Genomic DNA, 16809 nt, shown 5'->3' with positions numbered 1-16809 from the left:
CCTGGAGGAAACGTGAAGATCTCGATGGTTTCCGAGCACGCCAATCCGCTCGCCGCTTTGGGTGAGGTCGATGCCGGAGGGCAGAACGTCCACGTCGCCGAGCTGTCGGCTGGGCTCACGCGCGCCGGCCACGACGTGACCGTCTACACGCGACGCGACGATGAGGAGCTGCCCGACGAGGTCATGGCACCGGCGGGTTATCGCGTCGTGCACGTGCCGGCAGGACCGCCGCGCCACGTGCCGAAGGACGAGCTGCTGCCGCACATGGGCGAGTTCGCACGGTTCCTCGAGCACGAGTGGGTCGCCCGGCGGCCGGACGTGGTGCACGCGCATTTCTGGATGTCGGGGCTCGCGTCGGTCATCGCGGCGCGCGCGGTGGACGTTCCCGTGGTGCAGACGTTCCACGCGCTGGGCGTGGTGAAGCGTCGCCACCAGGGGGCCAAGGACACGAGCCCGGCCGACCGCATCCGGCTGGAGCGGCTGGTGGGGCGCAGCGCCGCCCGCGTGGCGGCGACGTGCTCGGACGAGGTCTTCGAACTGGTGCGGCTGGGGCTGCCGAGGGACCGGATGTCGGTGGTGCCGTGCGGGGTGGACCTGGAGCGGTTCACCCCGGACGGCGCGTGCGCCTCACTGGGCGTGCGGCAGCGGATCGTGTCCGTGGGCAGGCTCGTGCCGCGTAAGGGTTTCGACATCGCGATCGCCGCGCTGCCGTCGTTGCCCAACACCGAGCTCGTGATCGCGGGCGGACCGCAGGAGGGGCGCCTCGCCGACGACGAGGAGGCGCGGCGGCTGGTGGCCCGCGCCGAGGAGCTGGGCGTCGCGGATCGGGTGCGGCTGCTCGGGCAGGTCGGCCGCGCCGAGATGCCCACACTGCTGCGTTCCGCCGACGTCGTGGTGTGCACGCCGTGGTACGAGCCGTTCGGGATCGTGCCGCTGGAGGCAATGGCCTGCGGTGTCCCGGTGGTCGCCTCAGCCGTGGGTGGGCTGACCGACACGGTGGTGGACGGCGTGACCGGTACCCACGTGCCGCCGCGCCGTCCCGACGCGCTGGCAGCGGCGCTGCGCAGGCTGCTCGCCGACTCCACGCTGCGGGAGGCCTACGGCATCGCCGGCGCCGACCGCGCCCGTTGCCGCTACTCGTGGGACCGCGTCGCCGCCGACACGTACCGGGTGTACGAACGCGCCGTCCCGGCACTGGTGACCGCGGAGGAAACGGGCTGAGGCCCACGCCGGCCCAGCCCGCGAGTCGTGCGTTCCCGGGCGCGAGTCGGGCGTTCCCGGGCGCGAGTCGGGCGTTCCCGACAGCGAGTCGTGCGTTCCCGACAGCGAGTCGTGCGTTCCCGACGGCGAGTCTTGCGTTCCGGGGCACCTGCTCGCACGGAGCCCAGCGACTGGCGGCCCGAACGCACGACTCGCGGTCCTGAGCGCACGACTCGCGGTCCCGAACGCACGACTCGCGAACCTGAACGCACGACTCGCGAGCCTGAGCGCACGACTCGCGCCTAGACCTTCGCCGGGGTGCTCACGTCGAAGGAGAGCCTGCCGTCCTCCACGCCGACGCGGACGCGGGAACCGGACGTGACGTCGCCGCCGAGGAGCATGCGGGAGAGCACGTTGTCCACCTCGCGCTGGATGGTGCGCCGCAGCGGACGGGCACCGTACTCGGGCTGGTAACCGGCCTCCGAGAGCCAGCGGACCGCCTCGGGAGTGACGTCCACCTCCACGTCCTGCGCCTGCGCCTTGCGGCGCGTCTCCTCCAGCAGCAGCGACGTCACCCGCTCGAGCTGTTCCTCCGTGAGCTTGCGGAACACGATGATCTCGTCGATCCGGTTGAGGAACTCGGGGCGGAACGACTCACGCAGCCTGCGCATGAGCCGCTCGCGCAGCGGCTGCTCGGTGTCGGTCTCCCGCGCCGGGGAGAAGCCCAGCGCGCCCTGGGTACCGCTGAGCACCAGCTCGGAGCCGATGTTGCTGGTCATGATCAGCACCGTGTTGGTGAAGTTGACCGTGCGGCCCCGCCCGTCGGTGAGCCTGCCGTCGTCGAGCACCTGCAGCAGGACGTTGAACACCTCGGGGTGCGCCTTCTCGATCTCGTCGAGCAGCACCACGGAGTACGGCCTGCGCCGCACCGCCTCGGTCAGCTGCCCCGCCTCCTCGTAGCCGACGTACCCGGGCGGCGCGCCGATCAGCCGCGACACCGTGTGCCGCTCGCCGTACTCGGACATATCGAGCCGCACCATGTGGTCCTGCCCGCCGAACAACGCCTCCGCCAGCGCCCGCGCCAGCTCGGTCTTGCCGACACCCGTGGGCCCGAGGAACAGGAAGCTGCCCGAGGGCCGGTCGGGTTCGGCGAGCCCGGCACGAGTGCGGCGCACCGCCTCGGCGACGGCCTGCACGGCCTCGTCCTGGCCGACGACCCGCCCGTGCAGGTGATCCTCCAGGTGCAGCAGCCGCTCGCGCTCCTCCTGCGTCAGCCGCGCGACGGGGATGCCGGTGCTGCGGGCGACGACCTCGGCGATGTCGACGGTGCCCACCTCGGGCACACCGGCCGGCGTGTCGTCGCTGCGGGTGTCGGCGATGCGGGTGCGCAGCTCGTTGATCTCGTCGCGCAGCGCGGAGGCCCGCTCGTAGTGCTCCTCGCTCACGGCCTGGTCGCGGTCGCGGCACAGCTGCTCCAGCCTGGCCTCCAGGTCGCGCAGGCCCTCCGGCCGCTTGGCCGTGCGCATGCGCACGCGCGCGCCCGCTTGGTCGACGAGGTCGATCGCCTTGTCGGGCAGGTGCCGGTCGGTGATGTAGCGGTCGGAGAGCGTCGCGGCGGCCGAGAGCGCCTCGTCGGTGAACCGCACCTGGTGGTGTGCCTCGTACTGGTCGCGCAGGCCGTGCAGGATCGCGAGCGTGTCCTCCACGTTGGGCTCAGGCACGAGGATCGGCTGGAACCGCCGCTCGAACGCGGGGTCGGTCTCGATGTTGGTGCGGTACTCGTCGAGCGTGGTGGCACCGACGATGTGCAGCTCGCCCCTGGCGAGCGCGGGCTTGAGCATGTTGCCCGCGCCCATCGATCCCTCCGAGGAACCGGCCCCGACCACGGTGTGCAGCTCGTCGATGAAGACGATCAGCTCGTCGCTGTGTTCGCGGATCTCCTCCAGCAGCTTGGTCATGCGCTCCTCGAAGTCACCGCGGTACCGGGTGCCCGCCACCATCGCGGTGACGTCGAGCTGCACGAGCCGCCTGCCTTCGAGCGACACGGGCACCTGGCCGTCGGCGATGCGCTGGGCGAGGCCCTCGACGATCGCGGTCTTGCCGACCCCGGCCTCGCCGATCAGCACCGGGTTGTTCTTGGTGCGCCGCGAGAGCACCTCGACGGTCTGCTCGATCTCGTCGTCGCGGCCGACCACCGGGTCGATCTCGCCCTCGCGGGCCATCGCGGTGAGGTCCCGGCCGTAGCTGTCGAGCGTCTCCGTCCCGCTCGGGGGCTGCGGCTGGCGGCGGGCCTGCCCCTGCGGCGCGCCCACGGCCGGTCCCGCCACGGCCCTGCGCACGGTCTCCGGGGTCACCCCGGCGCCGCCGAGCAGCCTGCCCGCGGGCGAGTCCTGGTGCGCCACGAGCGCGAGCAGCACGTGCTCGGGACCGATGTAGGACGAGCGCAGCTGCCGCGAGATCTGGTGCGCGTCGAGCAGGATCCGTTTGGCGCCCGGCGTGAGTGTCGGGGTCGCGGTGGGCGGGCTCTGCGGGTGCGGGGCGTCGCGCTCGATGCGCTGGGCGATCGCGTCCGGGTCGCCACCGGCCCGCTGGATCAGCTCCCTGCTGCCCGAGACCTGCGTGGCGCCCCAGAGCAGGTGTACCGAGTCGAGCTCGTTGCCGCCCCACTCGCCGACCCGCCGGACGGCCGCCGACACCAGCGCCAGCGCCTGCTCGCTCATCAGCCGGGTGATGCCGACGGCATACGGTTGCCGCCCCGGCATCGCGTTGCCGAAGAACTGGGCGAGCAGCTGGTCGAACGGGCTGGGGCCGGGATCACCGAAGAAGCCGGTCATGGGCAGCCTCCCTCTGCGCGGATCGGGAAAGTCCGTCCCCGGGGCCTACCCGGTGCGACGGCGCGTCAACCCACGTAGCGCCGGGCCACCGACCGGCGCTGGGAGTGCTCGAGCGAGCGCAGCCCGTTCTCCACGCGCTCCGGGACGACCCTCCGCTCGCGCAGCACCCACGGCAGCCCGCGCAGCGCCTCCCACGCGGCCGAGAACGTGGCCAGGTCGGCCGGCGCGGACCGCAGGACGGCGGCCGTGCGCCGCGCCGCGCTGCGCACGGGCCTGCGCAGCCACAGCGTCCACAGCGTGTTGCGGATGCCGAGCTGGCGGCGGCGCCGGGGGTCGCGCTGTGTCGACGGCGCGTGGTGGATCACCACGTCCTCGGCCCAGCACATCCACCAGCCGTGCGCGGCGAGGTCGATCGCGAGCAGTTCCTCCTCGCCCCCGAGCCACATGCGCGGAGAGAACCCGCCGACCTCGCGGAACGCCTCGACGCGGAACGTCGTCAGCCCCGCCATCACGCCCATCAGCGCGGGGCCGGGCAGCCAGTCCGGGCCGGGCACCGGCGACTGCCGCAGCTCCGGGGTGATCGGGTCCTCCGTCAGCTCGGGCTCCACGAGGCAGCGGCCCGTCACGGAGCCGAGCCCGGGGTGCTCGTCGAGCAGCTCGGCGGCCCTGCGCAGCGAACCGGGCTGCCAGCGGGTGTCGTCGTCGCAGAACGAGACGTACGGCGTGCGCACGTGCCGCACGGCCAGGTTGCGGGCCAGCGCGCCGAGGTTGCGGTCGCAGCACAGCAGTTCAACGCCGGGAAAGTGCCGGGACACCGCCTCGGCGGTGCCGTCGGACGAGGCATTGTCGGCGACGATGATCGGCGCCCCGTCGGGCAGGTTCGTCATGTGCTCCAGCGTGCGCAGCGCCTCCGCCCGCCGGTTGTGGGTGATCATCACCACGGTCGTGCGGCTCATGCCAGCTCCCTGATCTGCCGTTCGACGGAAGACGGCAGGCGCTGCCTTCCGGCCAGCGCGCGCGGCAGCCTGCGCAGGGCACCGGCCGCGGCACCGGGATGCCGCAGCAACGGGGTGGCCGCTCGCACGCACTCCGCCGCCGGGCGCCGGAGCAAGGCGATGAGCGCGTTGTTGCGGGTCTCCATGCGGTGCCGCCACGCCGACGGCGGCCTGCTGCTGGACGGGTGGTGGTGCGCCACGACGTCCTCGACGTAGCAGAGCGCCCAGCCGCGGGCCGCGAGGTCGTAGGCGAGGAGTCTTTCTTCAGCGCCGAAGTGCAGCAGGCGGCTGAACCCGCCGACGTCGAGGAAGGCCTCCCTGCGCACGATCGCCGAGCACGCGAGGAAGCCGAGCACCTTCGGCCCCGGCAGCCCGGGTTCGGAGCCGAGCGGGCTGCCGGCCATCACGGCGCACACGGGATCGGGCTCCTCGCGCTCGCCCACGAGGGTGCGGGCCGCGAGCAGGCCGAGCCGGGGACAGTCCGCGAAGACCGCCTCCGCGCGGGACAGCGCGCCGGGCGCCCACCACGAGTCGTCGTCGCTGAACGCGACGTACGGGGTGCCGGCGGCCTGAACGCCGAGGTTGCGGGCGGCGGCCGCGGCGTTCACCGGCGAGGTGAGCAGGCGCACGCCGGGGTGCTCGCTGCGGACCCTCGCGGCGGTGTCGTCGGTGGAGGCGTTGTCGACCACGATCACCGGCGGCGCGGGGCGCAACGCGGCCAGGTTCCCGAGCGTGCGCGCGAGCTCGGCGGAGCGGTTGCGGGTGGCGATGACGACCGTGGTGTTCACGCGCCCACCTCGGTCAGCAGCGCGGTCACGAGCGGTGAGGAGTCGTCGCGGGTCGCGGCGTGCTGCCGGGCGGACGGCGAGAGGCACCAGCGCAACCACCGGTCGAGCCGCTCGTCCGTGACGTCCTCGGCGGTGAGCACCGCGGGCCAGCCGAGCGCCCTCGCCTGCGCGGAGACCTTGCCCCCGCCCGCGACCGGGTCCACGGCGAGCGCGGGAACCCCGGCGCGCAGGGCGAGTACGAGGCCGTGCAGGCGGGTGGTGAGCACGACATCGAGCCTGCCGAGGAGCGCGACGAACTGGTCACCGGTGGCGCAGTGCCGCCAGTCGGCGGAATCCAGCCGCGAGTCGAGTGCGACGCGCGCGCAGTCGAGCCCGGCCGCCCACGCGAGCAGCGCCTTGTGCACCTGCTCGTGCCTGCGCCGCTCGCCGTACTCGTGTTGCCCCGGTGCCAGCACGATCCCGGCCACGGGTACTGCCGCGGTGGGCTCCGACGCGGCCAGGTCGGGCCGCGGTGGTCCGGCACCGTCGCGCGCGAGCACCCGGTGGAAGCCGGTCACGGCGGGGTCGGCGGGGTCGACCACGGACACGCCGACGGCGATCCGCCGGCATGACGCGTAACGCTCGTGCAGCCCACGTACCTGCTCGCCGTGCGCGGGGCCGCAGGCGAAGACCAGATGGGTGTAGCGACCGGGGTCGGCGTCGTCGAGATGCAGAGCGCCGGGACGAAAACGGGGGCTCCACGCCGATTCGGTGTCGACACCCGCATCGGCGAGCGCGGAGCCGATCCGGCGCATGCTGAGCACGTCGCCCGCGGTCGCCTCGCCGTGCAGGAAGCTCGGCCAGCCGGTGACCAGAACACGCATGGGCCGCTGGTACCCGCTGCCTCACCGTTTCACACCGACTCTGCCGGGTAACCGACCGGCATGGTCGCTGAGTCGGAACACGTGCTGGTCACCGGCGGCGCGGGCTTCGTCGGCTCGCATCTATGCGAACGGTTGCTACGCGAGGGTCATCGAGTGACCTGTATGGACAGTTTCGCGACGAGCGACCCCGACGGTGTCGCCGAACTCAGGCGGCACAACGGGTTCACGGTGCTCGAACACGACGTGACCCGGTCCTTTCCGGATCTCGGCGACACCCGGCTGGTGCTGCATCTCGCGTCGGCGGCGTCACCCCGGGACTACCTGCGGCTGCCCATCGAGACGCTGGAGACGGGCGCGCTGGGCACGCGCAACGCGCTGGCCTTCGCGCAGCGGCACGGGGCCCGGTTCCTGCTCACGTCCACGAGTGAGGTGTACGGCGACCCGCTGGAGCACCCGCAGCGCGAGGACTACTGGGGCAACGTGAACCCCGTCGGCCCGCGCAGCGTGTACGACGAGGCGAAGCGCTACGCCGAGGCGCTGACGATGGCCCATCACCGGCAGCACGGCACCGACGTCGCGATCGCCCGCATCTTCAACACCTACGGGCCGCGCATGCGTGCCGACGACGGCCGCATGATCCCGAACTTCATCTCGCAGGCGCTCGCGGGTGAACCACTCACGATCGCCGGATCCGGTAACCAGACGCGCTCGCTGTGTTACGTGGACGACACGGTCTCCGGCCTGCTCGCGCTCGCCCGCAGCACGTTGACCGGACCGGTGAACATCGGCAATCCGCGCGAACTGCCGGTGTGGCAGGTGGCCGACGAGATCCGCACGCTCACCGGGACGGCATCCACCGTGCGGCAGATTCCTGGCGCCGTCGACGACCCGCGGCGCCGCTGCCCCGACATCTCCCTGGCGCAGCGGGAACTCGGCTGGCGCCCGGGGGTGACCCTTCGTGAGGGGCTTCGCAGGACAATCGCCTGGTTCGCCGCGGGAAGCGGCGCCGCAGCGTAACCACGCTGAGTAGCGACGTCCTGGTCTTTCCCCTCGATTCCGTTTGAGAGCCGCTTCGCCGGGTAGCGACTTAGTGCCGGCTTCGACACCGCAGGCGACCACCACTGGCGGGAGGTAGAGAGGTGCGCATTCTCGGGATCAACGCCGTTTTCCACGACCCCGCCGCGGCCCTGGTCGTGGACGGCGAGATCGTCGCCGCGGCGGAGGAGGAACGCTTCAGCCGCCGCAAGCACGGGAAGTCCCCCGTGCCGTTCTCAACGTGGGAATTGCCGGAGCAGGCCGCGAGATGGTGTCTGGACAAGGCGGGGCTCACCCCGGCCGATCTCGACGCGATCGGCTACTCCTACGATCCCGCGCTCGCTGACGACGACGCCGACGGCACCGACGAGGGCGGCTGGGAGCGGCTGCGCACGCTGTACGCCCGCCGCGCACCCGCGTTCCTGAAGACCGCGCTGCCCGGTGTGGACCCCGGCATCGTCCGGTTCGTCCGCCACCACGTCGCGCACGCCGCGTCGGCCGCACTCGCCGCGCCGTTCGGCGACTGCGCGGTGCTGACCTCGGACGGGCGCGGCGAGGCGGAGTCCCACCTGGCCGGTGAGTACCGCGATGGCAAGCTCGAAGAGCTGGCGTCCCAACCGCTTCCGCACTCGCTGGGCCTCGCCTACGAGTCGCTCACCGAGCATCTCGGCTTCCACCGTTCCAGCGACGAGTACAAGGTGATGGCGCTCGCCTCCTACGGCAAGCCCCGCTTTCTGTCCACTGTGGCCGAACACATCCGGGCGACCGGCGACGGCGGATTCCGCACCGATCCCCTCGACTGGAGCGAGTTCGCACCGGCCCGCACGAGCTCCGACGAGCTGCTCCCCGAGCACGCCGACCTCGCCGCGAGCGTCCAGCGTGCGGTGGAGGGCGTGCTGCTCGAGCTGGCCCGCTGGCTGCACGAGCGCACCGGCCGGACCGATCTCGCGCTCGCCGGGGGCACGGCGCTCAACTGCGTCGCCAACACGCGCCTGCACGCCGAAAGCCCGTTCGAGCGCGTCTGGGTGCAGCCGGCCGCAGGCGACGCCGGGACCGCGCTGGGCGCCGCGCTGCAGCTGGCCGCCGACTTCGGTGAGCGTGCCGCGCCGATGCGCGGAGCCGGCCTCGGCCGCGGCTGGACCGACGAGGAGCTGGAGAACTGGTTGCGGCGGGCCAGGATCAGCTACGAGCGCCCCGCGGACATCGCCGATACGGTGGCCGCCGCGCTCGCCGACGACCACGTGGTCGCGTGGTTCCAGGGCCGAGCCGAGTTCGGGCCGCGCGCGCTCGGGCACCGCTCGCTGCTCGCTCATCCTGGCCGCAAGGAGAACCTGGAGCGTCTCAACGACGTGAAGGGCCGCGAACAGTTCCGGCCGGTGGCGCCGATGGTACTGGCCGACCGCGCGGGCGAGCTGTTCAGCCGTGGCCCGGTTCCGAGCCCCTACATGCTGTTCGTGCATGACGTCGCCGAACCGTGGCGGGACCGGATTCCCGCGGTGACGCATGTGGACGGAACGGCCCGCATCCAGACCGTCGATCCCGATGACGAGCCGGTGCTGGCACGGATGCTGCGCGGGTTCGAGTCACGCACCGGCCTGCCGACGGTGGTCAACACCAGCCTCAACACCGCGGGCAGGCCGATGGTGGACGATCCGCGCGACGCGCTCGAGTGCTTCGGTTCGGCCCCGGTGGACCTGCTCGCCATCGGGCCGTTCGCCGTGTGGAGGAACGCCTGATGGTGCACCCACTGCAGTCCCTGCGCTACACGATCGTCATCCCGACGACGGGACGTGCCCAGCTCTCGATGCTGCTGCGGGCGCTCGACGGCTCCCACGGACCACACCCTTCCGCGGTGATCGTCGTGGACGACCGGCCGGAGGGCGATCCGCTGGCACTGCCGGAAATCCGGTTTCCGCTGAGGCAGGTCCGCTCGGGCGGGCGCGGCCCGGCCGCAGCCCGCAACGTCGGCTGGCGCCTGGCGCGCACCGAGTGGATCGCGTTCCTCGACGACGACGTGCTGACCGATGTGGACTGGACGCAGCGACTGTCGGAGGACCTCGACGGGCTCGGGTCCGGCGTCGCGGCGTCGGTCGCGAAGATCGTTGTGCCACTGGCGGAGGACCGTCGTCCCACCGACGACGAACGGGACACGCTCGCGCTCACGCACGCCAGGTGGATCACCGCCGACATGGCCTACCGGCGCAGCGCGCTGGTGGAGGTGGGCGGTTTCGACGAACGCTTCCCGCGCGCGTTCCGGGAGGACGCCGATCTCGCGTTGCGCGTGTGCCAGGCGGGTTACCGCATCGCCGAGGGCCGCCGCGTCACCACGCATCCCGCGCGCCGCGGCGACTTCCTCGCCAGCGTGCGCAGGCAGCGGGGCAACGCGGACAACGCGCTCATGCGCGCCAAGCACGGCAGGCACTGGCGGCAGCTGACCGGGGAGGGCCCCGGCAGGCTCGGCAGGCACGCGCTCACCACCCTCGCGGGCGCCGCCGCGCTCGGCCTGCTCGCCGCCGGACGCCGCCGCGCCGCCGCGCTCGCGGGCGGCGCCTGGGCCGGGCTCACCGCACAGTTCGCCGCGTCCCGCATCGCCCCGGGACCGCGCACGCCCGCCGAGATCACGCGCATGGCCGTCACGAGCGCGCTGATCCCGCCCGCCGCGTGCGCCCACCGCCTGCGCGGCGAGCTGCGGGCGAGGGAGCCGGTCGCGGTGCTGTTCGACCGTGACGACACGCTCATCGAGGACGTGCCCTACCTCGCCGACCCCGAGCAGGTTCGCCCGATGCCCGGAGCACACGCCGCACTCGGCGCGCTGCGGGACGCGGGCGTGCTGCTCGGCGTGGTGAGCAACCAGTCGGGTGTCGGCAGGGGCTATTTCACCGAGGACGAGGTGCGAAGGGTCAACGCCCGCGTCGACGAGCTGCTCGGTCCCTTCCAGACGTGGCAGTGGTGCCCGCACGGCCCCGACGACGCGTGCGCGTGCCGCAAGCCCAAGCCTGGGCTCGTACTGCGCGCCGCCGAGGCGCTCGGCGTGGACGTGAGCCGGTGCGTGGTGGTCGGCGACATCGGCGCCGACGTGGAGGCCGCGACCGCGGCCGGGGCGAAAGGGATCCTCGTGCCGACCCGGCGAACGCTGCCCGGCGAGGTCGAGCGCGCGCGGCGGGAAGCGGCGGTGGCGCCGGATCTGCCGTCCGCCGTCCGGCTGGCCATGGAGGTCCTATGAGGACACTCGTGGCCCGGCTCGACAACGTCGGCGACGTGCTGCTCGCCGGTCCGTGCGTGCGGGCCGTCGCCGCGCACTCCGACGAGGTCGTGCTGCTCGCCGGTCCGCGCGGAAGGGCCGGTGCCGAACTGCTGCCCGGCGTGGACGAGGTGATCGAGTGGTGCGCGCCCTGGATCGACCCGGAGCCGCCCGAGCTGACGCAGGAGTCCGTCGAGGCGCTCGCCAAGCAGCTGCGTGACCTGCGGCTCGACGCGGCGCTGGTCCTCACGTCGTTCCACCAGTCGCCGCTGCCGCTCGCGCTCGTGCTGCGCATGGCCGGGGTGCCGTGGATCGGCGCCATCAGTGAGGACTACCCGGGCTCGCTGCTCGACCTTCGCCACCGCGTCGAGGGTGACCCGCCCGAGTCCGAGCGCGCGCTGTCGCTGGCGACCGCGGCCGGGTTCACCCTGTCCGACGGCGACGACGGGCGGCTCGCCCTGCGCGGCCCGCTTCCCGACACCACCGGGCTCACCGGCGAACCGGGCTACGTGGTGGTTCACCCGGCGGCCTCGGTGCCCGCGCGGCAGCCGACGGCCGAGCGGTCGCGCGCGATCGTGCGCGCGCTGGCCGAGGCGGGCCATCGCGTGCTCGTCACCGGCGCCCCCGCCGAGCGGCGGCTCACCGCCGAGGTCGCCGGTGACGTCGCGCTCGACCTCGGCGGCGTGACCGGGCTGCCCGAGCTGGCCGCCGTACTCGCCGGCGCGCGCGTGGTGGTGGCCCCCAACACCGGGCCCGCTCACCTGGCCGCGGCCGTCGGCACGCCCGTGGTGTCGCTGTTCGCCCCCGTCGTCCCCTCGGCGCGGTGGGCCCCGTACGGGGTGCCCACCGTCGTGCTGGGCGACCAGCAGGCGCCGTGCCGGAACACGCGGGCGCGGCGGTGTCCCGTCGAGGGACACCCGTGCCTCGCGATCGATCCGGCCGATGTCGTCAGGTCCGTCCACGAACTCTCAGGAGGTGTCTCGTGATCGAAGAGCACTTCGCCGCACTCAGCGGCGCGCTCGGCCGCGTCCAGTCAGCGGCGCCCACGATCGACCGGTGGGGAACACACCTGGCCGCGGTGCTGACCGGGGGCGGGAGGCTGCTCGCGTGCGGCAACGGCGGCAGCGCCGCCGAGGCCCAGCACCTCACCGGCGAGCTCGTCGGCAAGTTCCTGCACGACCGGCAGCCGCTGTCGGCGATCGCGCTGCACGCCGAGACCTCGGCGGCCACGGCGATCGTCAACGACTACGGCGAGCACGAGCTGTACGCGCGGCAGGTGCGCGCGCACGGCCGTCCCGGCGACGTGCTCGTGGCGCTGTCCACGAGCGGGCGCAGCCAGAACGTGGTGGCGGCGGTGAAGACCGCCCACGAGCTCGGCCTCACCACATGGGCGCTGACCGGGCCGGAGCCCAACCCGCTCGCCGCGCTGGCCGACGACGTGATCGCGGTGGACGCGCCGAGCACCGCCACCGTCCAGGAGGTGCACCTCGCCATCGTCCACGCGCTGTGCGCCACGCTCGACGAGACGCTGGGTGTGCCCGCGTGAAGCCGCTCGTGGTGATCGGGGACGCGCTGCTCGACGTCGACCTCGAGGGCAGGGCCGAGCGCCTGTGCCCCGAGGCGCCGGTGCCGGTGGTGGACGTGAGCGGCGAGTGGTTGCGGCCCGGCGGGGCCGGGCTCGCGGCGGCGCTGCTCGCCACGCGCACCGCGCCCGAGGTCGTGCTCGTCACCGCGCTCGGCGACGACGACGCGGGCCGGAGGCTCGCCGCGCTGCTCGGCCAGGACGTGCAGGTGGTGCGGCTGCCGCTCGACGGCGCGACGGTGCGCAAGACCCGCGTGCGCGCACAGGGACAGTCGCTCGTGCGCGTGGACACCGGGGGCGGGCGCGCCGCCGAAGCCCCGTTGCCGCAGCGGGCCGTGCGCGCGCTGCGCTCGGCGGGCGCGGTGCTCGTGTCCGACTACGGCCGAGGGGTCGCGGCGCATCCCGAGGTGCGCGCGGCTCTGGCCGAGCTGAACGTCCCCGTGGTGTGGGACCCGCATCCGCGCGGGCCCGCCCCGGCGCCGGGCGCGACGCTCGTGACGCCGAACGACAAGGAGGCGCTGGGCTTCACGCACTGCGCCGACCCTGCCGAGGCCGCGACGACACTGCGCCGTGAGTGGTCCTGCGAGGCCGCGGCGGTGACGGTCGGCGCGCGCGGCGCGCTGCTGTCCGGGCCCGGCGGCGACGACGTCGTGCGTGTGCCCGTCCCCGCCAAGGCGGCGGTCACCGGGCGGTCGCGGCCCGACACGTGCGGCGCGGGCGACCGGTTCGCCAGTGCCGCCGCCGCCGCGCTGCTGGAGGGCGCCGACGTGCCCGCCGCCGTCTCCTCCGCCGTCGACGCCGCCGCGCGGTTCGTCGCGGCGGGCGGCGCCGCCGCGCTGTCGGTCGACGGCGTGCCCTCGGCAGGGCCCGCCGCGTCGGCCTTCGACCTCGCCGAGCGCGTGCGCAGGCAGGGCGGCAGGCTCGTCGCCACCGGCGGCTGCTTCGACCTGCTCCACCCCGGGCACATCAGCCTGCTGCGGCAGGCCAGGGCACTGGGCGACGCGCTCGTGGTGTGCGTCAACTCGGACGACTCCGTGCGGCGGCTCAAGGGCCCTGGCAGGCCGATCGTGTCCGCCGGCGACCGCGTGCGGCTGCTGGAGGAGCTGGAGTCCGTCGACGCCGTGGTGGTGTTCGACGAGCCGTCCCCGGCGCCGCTGCTCGGCAGGCTGCGCCCCGACGTGTGGGTCAAGGGCGGCGACTACGCGGGCGCGGAGCTGCCCGAGGCGAGCGTCGTCCGCGCGCACGGCGGCGAGATCGTGCTCGTCCCCACCGTCGAGGGCTACTCCACCACCCGACTCGTACAGGAGGCGATGTCTCGATGAAGGTCCTGATCACCGGCGGCTCCTCAGGACTCGGTGCCGCGACCGTGGCCGCGCTGCGCGAGCAGGGCGACACGCCGCTCGTGCTCGACCGCGTCGCGCCCGAGTCCGACGTGGATTACGAACTCGCCGACCTCGCCGACTCCCCCGCCGCCGAGAACGCCGTGCGGGAGCTGGCCGACCGGGCGGGCGGGCTCGACGCCGTGTTCACGGCCGCGGGCATCGACCACCCCGGCAAGCTCACCGACGTGCCCGCCAAGGAGTGGGAGCGCGTGGTGCAGGTGAACCTGCTCGGCACGGCCGCGGTCGCCAGGGCCGCGCTGCCCTACCTGGAACGGTCGCGGGGCACGCTCGTCACGGTCGCCTCGACGCTGGGCCTGCGCTCGGTGAGTGACGCGACCGCGTACTGCGCCGCGAAGGCCGGTGTCGTCGGCTTCACCCGCGCGCTGGCCGCCGAGACGGCGGGCCGTGTCGGCGTGACGCTGCTCGTGCCGGGCGGGATGCACACGAAGTTCTTCGACAACCGTGACGAGCAGTACAAGCCGCCGCCCGGCGCCAAGCTGAACCGGCCGGAGGACGTCGCGCAGACGGTGCTCTACGCCCTGCGCCAGCCTCCCGGCTGCCAGGTGCGCGAGCTCGTGGTGTGCCACGAGGAAGAGGGCTCATGGCCGTGACACTCGTGCTGCGGGCGCTCGGCCTCGGTGACCTGCTCACGGCCGTGCCCGCCCTGCGCGCGCTGCGCGCGGCCCGCCCCGGCGACCGGATCGTGCTGGCCGCGCCCGCTCCGCTCGCGCCGCTCGCCGAGCTGAGCGGGGCGGTGGACGAGGTGCTGCCGACGCCGGGGCTCGGTGAGCTCCACTGGCCCGGCGAGCCGCCCGCGCTGGCGGTGAACCTGCACGGCAGCGGCCCGGAGAGCAGCACCGACCTGCTGGCGACACGGCCCGGCGAGCTGCTCACGCACCGGCATCCGGACCTGCCCGAAGTGCGGGGCCCCGCGTGGCGCGAGGACGTGCACGAGGTGCGGCGCTGGTGCGACCTGCTGGGCTCGGCGGGCATCCCAGCCGAGCCGGACGATCTCGCCCTGCCCGCGCCGAAGGGGCCGAACCCGGCGCCGGGTGCGGTGGTGCTGCACCCGGGCGCGGCGTTCCCGTCGCGCCGGTGGCCCGCTCACCGTTTCGCGGCGGTGGCCCGCGCGCTCGCCGGGCACCGCGTGGTGGTGACGGGCGGCGCGGGAGAGGAAGGGCTCGCCAGGGAGGTCGCCGAGGCGGCCGGGCTCGCCGAGGACGCCGTGCTCGCGGGCCGCACCGACCTCGCCGGGCTGGCCGCCGTGGTCGCCGACGCCGCGCTGGTCGTGTGCGGCGACACCGGCGTCGGCCATCTCGCGACCGCGTTCGGCACCCCGTCGGTGCTGCTGTTCGGCCCCACGCCGCCGAGCCGCTGGGGCCCGCCAGGGAACCGTTCGCGGCACAAGGTGCTGTGGGCGGGCCGCAGGGGCGACCCGTTCGCGGACCGGCCGGACCCGGGGCTGCTGCGGATCACCGAGGCCGAGGTGCTCGCCGCGGCACGGATGCTGCTCCCGGAGGCGACCAATGCGTGAACGACTGCGTGTGGGTGTGGTCGGCGCGGGCTACGTCGGCCTGACGAGCGCGGCGTGCCTCGCCGAACTGGGGCACACCATCACGTGCGTCGACGTGGACGCGGAGAAGGTCGGGCGGCTGCGCGAGGCCGAGATCCCCATCCACGAACCGGGACTGCCCGAGCTGGTCGGGAACAGCCTCGCGGCGGGCAGGCTCGCGTTCACCACCGAGCACGCCGCCCTGCGCGACGTCGACGTGGTGCTGCTGTGCCTGCCGACCCCGACCGGTCAGGCCGGCACCGCTGACCTGAGCGCGTTCGACTTGGCGCTGACGACACTGCGCGACACCGTCTCCCCCCACTGCGTCGTGGTGATCAAGTCGACGGTCCCTGTCGGCACCGCCGAGCGGGCCGCCGCCGCGCTCGGCCGCCCCGTGGTGAGCAACCCCGAGTTCCTGCGCGAGGGCCACGCGGTGCACGACTTCCTGCATCCCGACCGGATCGTGATCGGCGCCTGCGACGAACGGGCCCGCGAGGTGGCGGACGCGCTGTACGACGGGCTCGACGCGCCCCGCCTGCACACCGATCCGGCGAGCGCGGAGCTGGCGAAGTACGCGAGCAACGCGTTTCTCGCGCTCAAGGTGTCGTACGTGAACGAGCTGGCGGAACTGTGCGAGCGGCTCGGCGCCGACGTCACCGACGTGACCGGGACGATGGGCCTCGACGAGCGGATCGGCTCGGCTTTCCTGTCACCGGGGCCGGGCTGGGGCGGCTCGTGCCTGCCCAAGGACACGCGGGCGCTGCTGCACGCCGCCGCCGAGGCCGGGGTCGACTTCACGGTGCTCGCCGACGCCGTCACCGCCAACGCGCGCCAGCTCGACCGCGTGGTGGCCAAGGTCCGCCAGGCGGTGACCGGCTCCGACGACGGCTCGCTTTCCGGCGTGCGGCTCGGCCTGCTCGGGCTGACGTTCAAGGCGGGCACCGACGACCTGCGCGAGTCGCCGGCGCTCGCGATCGCCGCCCGGCTCGCGGCCGAGGGCGCGCAGCTGACCGGGTACGACCCCGGCGTGCGCCGCGCCGCCGATCTCGGCGAGGTGCAGCTGGTGGACGAACCGTCGCTCGTCGCCAAGGACGCGGCCGGGCTCGTGCTGCTCACGGAGTGGCCGGAGTTCCGCGAGCTGGACTGGCCGCAGCTCGCCCAGCTGGCTGAACGGGCCACCGTGGTGGACTGCCGCAACCTCCTCGAACCGGGTGAACTCGCCCAAGCGGGTTTCACCTATTTCGGTCTCGGCCGGTGCTGATCGAAACGGTGTGCAACCTCACCGTCACCAGGAGTTCTCACCGGTTCGGGGCCACGGACGGGCTGTCCGGTGCCCG

At 73.9% G+C, this 16809-nt stretch carries 14 protein-coding genes; 10 read left to right on the top strand and 4 right to left on the bottom strand.

Annotation, left to right across the window (positions count from 1 at the left end; translation table 11 throughout):
* The first annotated feature begins 12 nt into the window (after window positions 1-12).
* Window positions 13-1221 (top strand): glycosyltransferase, encoded by a 1209-nt coding sequence (locus BA062_RS30590; RefSeq protein ID WP_110342534.1) that lies wholly within the window; start codon window positions 13-15, stop codon window positions 1219-1221.
* A 281-nt stretch (window positions 1222-1502) separates the two neighbouring features.
* On the opposite strand, the gene BA062_RS30585 is transcribed toward BA062_RS30590, so the two are convergent.
* The 4 genes from BA062_RS30585 to BA062_RS30570 form a co-directional block, all read right to left on the bottom strand.
* On the bottom strand, window positions 1503-4034 hold the full coding sequence (locus BA062_RS30585) for an ATP-dependent Clp protease ATP-binding subunit (protein WP_110342533.1): 2532 nt from the start codon (window positions 4032-4034) through the stop codon (window positions 1503-1505).
* A gap of 65 nt (window positions 4035-4099) precedes the next feature.
* Window positions 4100-4990 (bottom strand): glycosyltransferase family 2 protein, encoded by an 891-nt coding sequence (locus BA062_RS30580; RefSeq protein WP_110342532.1) that lies wholly within the window; start codon window positions 4988-4990, stop codon window positions 4100-4102.
* Window positions 4987-5817 carry a glycosyltransferase family 2 protein gene (locus BA062_RS30575; protein WP_110342531.1) on the bottom strand — a complete coding sequence of 277 codons (831 nt, stop codon included), beginning with the start codon at window positions 5815-5817 and terminating at the stop codon, window positions 4987-4989. Before BA062_RS30575 ends, BA062_RS30580 begins: the two co-directional genes overlap by 4 nt.
* On the bottom strand, window positions 5814-6680 hold the full coding sequence (locus tag BA062_RS30570) for a polysaccharide pyruvyl transferase family protein (protein ID WP_110342530.1): 867 nt from the start codon (window positions 6678-6680) through the stop codon (window positions 5814-5816). The genes BA062_RS30575 and BA062_RS30570 overlap by 4 nt, the downstream gene beginning before the upstream one ends.
* A 60-nt stretch (window positions 6681-6740) precedes the next feature.
* Between BA062_RS30570 and BA062_RS30565 the strand changes: the two genes are divergently transcribed.
* The 9 genes from BA062_RS30565 to BA062_RS30525 all read left to right on the top strand — a co-directional run bounded on the left by BA062_RS30565 (window position 6741) and on the right by BA062_RS30525 (window position 16733).
* Window positions 6741-7697, top strand: coding sequence for a UDP-glucuronic acid decarboxylase family protein (locus tag BA062_RS30565; protein ID WP_110342529.1), 957 nt, complete (start codon window positions 6741-6743; stop codon window positions 7695-7697).
* A gap of 122 nt (window positions 7698-7819) precedes the next feature.
* Window positions 7820-9451, top strand: a complete 1632-nt coding sequence (locus BA062_RS30560) for a carbamoyltransferase family protein (protein WP_110342528.1) — start codon at window positions 7820-7822, stop codon at window positions 9449-9451.
* Window positions 9451-10938 (top strand): HAD-IIIA family hydrolase, encoded by a 1488-nt coding sequence (locus BA062_RS30555; RefSeq protein ID WP_110342527.1) that lies wholly within the window; start codon window positions 9451-9453, stop codon window positions 10936-10938. The genes BA062_RS30560 and BA062_RS30555 overlap by 1 nt, the downstream gene beginning before the upstream one ends.
* A complete protein-coding gene (locus BA062_RS30550; protein WP_110342526.1) occupies window positions 10935-11942 on the top strand; it encodes a glycosyltransferase family 9 protein in 1008 nt (335 codons plus the stop codon). Before BA062_RS30555 ends, BA062_RS30550 begins: the two co-directional genes overlap by 4 nt.
* On the top strand, window positions 11939-12502 hold the full coding sequence (locus BA062_RS30545; RefSeq protein ID WP_110342525.1) for a D-sedoheptulose-7-phosphate isomerase: 564 nt from the start codon (window positions 11939-11941) through the stop codon (window positions 12500-12502). Before BA062_RS30550 ends, BA062_RS30545 begins: the two co-directional genes overlap by 4 nt.
* Complete coding sequence (locus tag BA062_RS30540) at window positions 12499-13860, top strand: PfkB family carbohydrate kinase (protein ID WP_110342524.1); 1362 nt, start codon at window positions 12499-12501, stop codon at window positions 13858-13860. The genes BA062_RS30545 and BA062_RS30540 overlap by 4 nt, the downstream gene beginning before the upstream one ends.
* Window positions 13857-14531: an SDR family oxidoreductase gene (locus BA062_RS30535; RefSeq protein WP_110342523.1), complete on the top strand. Its 675-nt coding sequence runs from the start codon at window positions 13857-13859 to the stop codon at window positions 14529-14531. Before BA062_RS30540 ends, BA062_RS30535 begins: the two co-directional genes overlap by 4 nt.
* Window positions 14522-15454: a glycosyltransferase family 9 protein gene (locus BA062_RS30530; protein WP_110342522.1), complete on the top strand. Its 933-nt coding sequence runs from the start codon at window positions 14522-14524 to the stop codon at window positions 15452-15454. Before BA062_RS30535 ends, BA062_RS30530 begins: the two co-directional genes overlap by 10 nt.
* A complete protein-coding gene (locus tag BA062_RS30525) occupies window positions 15447-16733 on the top strand; it encodes a UDP-glucose dehydrogenase family protein (RefSeq protein WP_110342521.1) in 1287 nt (428 codons plus the stop codon). The genes BA062_RS30530 and BA062_RS30525 overlap by 8 nt, the downstream gene beginning before the upstream one ends.
* Window positions 16734-16809 lie beyond the last annotated feature (76 nt).

This window comes from Prauserella flavalba (genome assembly GCF_003202235.1).
GTDB lineage: Bacteria > Actinomycetota > Actinomycetes > Mycobacteriales > Pseudonocardiaceae > Prauserella_A > Prauserella_A flavalba.
This window is presented reverse-complemented; position numbering and strand designations above follow the sequence as displayed.

Bases quoted from the DNA above. Each gene is read 5' to 3' on its own strand.
- BA062_RS30585 (WP_110342533.1), bottom strand. From the start codon at position 4,034: ATGACCGGCTTCTTCGGTGATCCCGGCCCCAGCCCGTTCGACCAGCTG.
- BA062_RS30580 (WP_110342532.1), bottom strand. From the start codon at position 4,990: ATGAGCCGCACGACCGTGGTGATGATCACCCACAACCGGCGGGCGGAG.
- BA062_RS30570 (WP_110342530.1), bottom strand. From the start codon at position 6,680: ATGCGTGTTCTGGTCACCGGCTGGCCGAGCTTCCTGCACGGCGAGGCG.
- BA062_RS30565 (WP_110342529.1), top strand. From the start codon at position 6,741: ATGGTCGCTGAGTCGGAACACGTGCTGGTCACCGGCGGCGCGGGCTTC.
- BA062_RS30555 (WP_110342527.1), top strand. From the start codon at position 9,451: ATGGTGCACCCACTGCAGTCCCTGCGCTACACGATCGTCATCCCGACG.
- BA062_RS30550 (WP_110342526.1), top strand. From the start codon at position 10,935: ATGAGGACACTCGTGGCCCGGCTCGACAACGTCGGCGACGTGCTGCTC.
- BA062_RS30535 (WP_110342523.1), top strand. From the start codon at position 13,857: ATGAAGGTCCTGATCACCGGCGGCTCCTCAGGACTCGGTGCCGCGACC.
- BA062_RS30530 (WP_110342522.1), top strand. From the start codon at position 14,522: ATGGCCGTGACACTCGTGCTGCGGGCGCTCGGCCTCGGTGACCTGCTC.
- BA062_RS30525 (WP_110342521.1), top strand. From the start codon at position 15,447: ATGCGTGAACGACTGCGTGTGGGTGTGGTCGGCGCGGGCTACGTCGGC.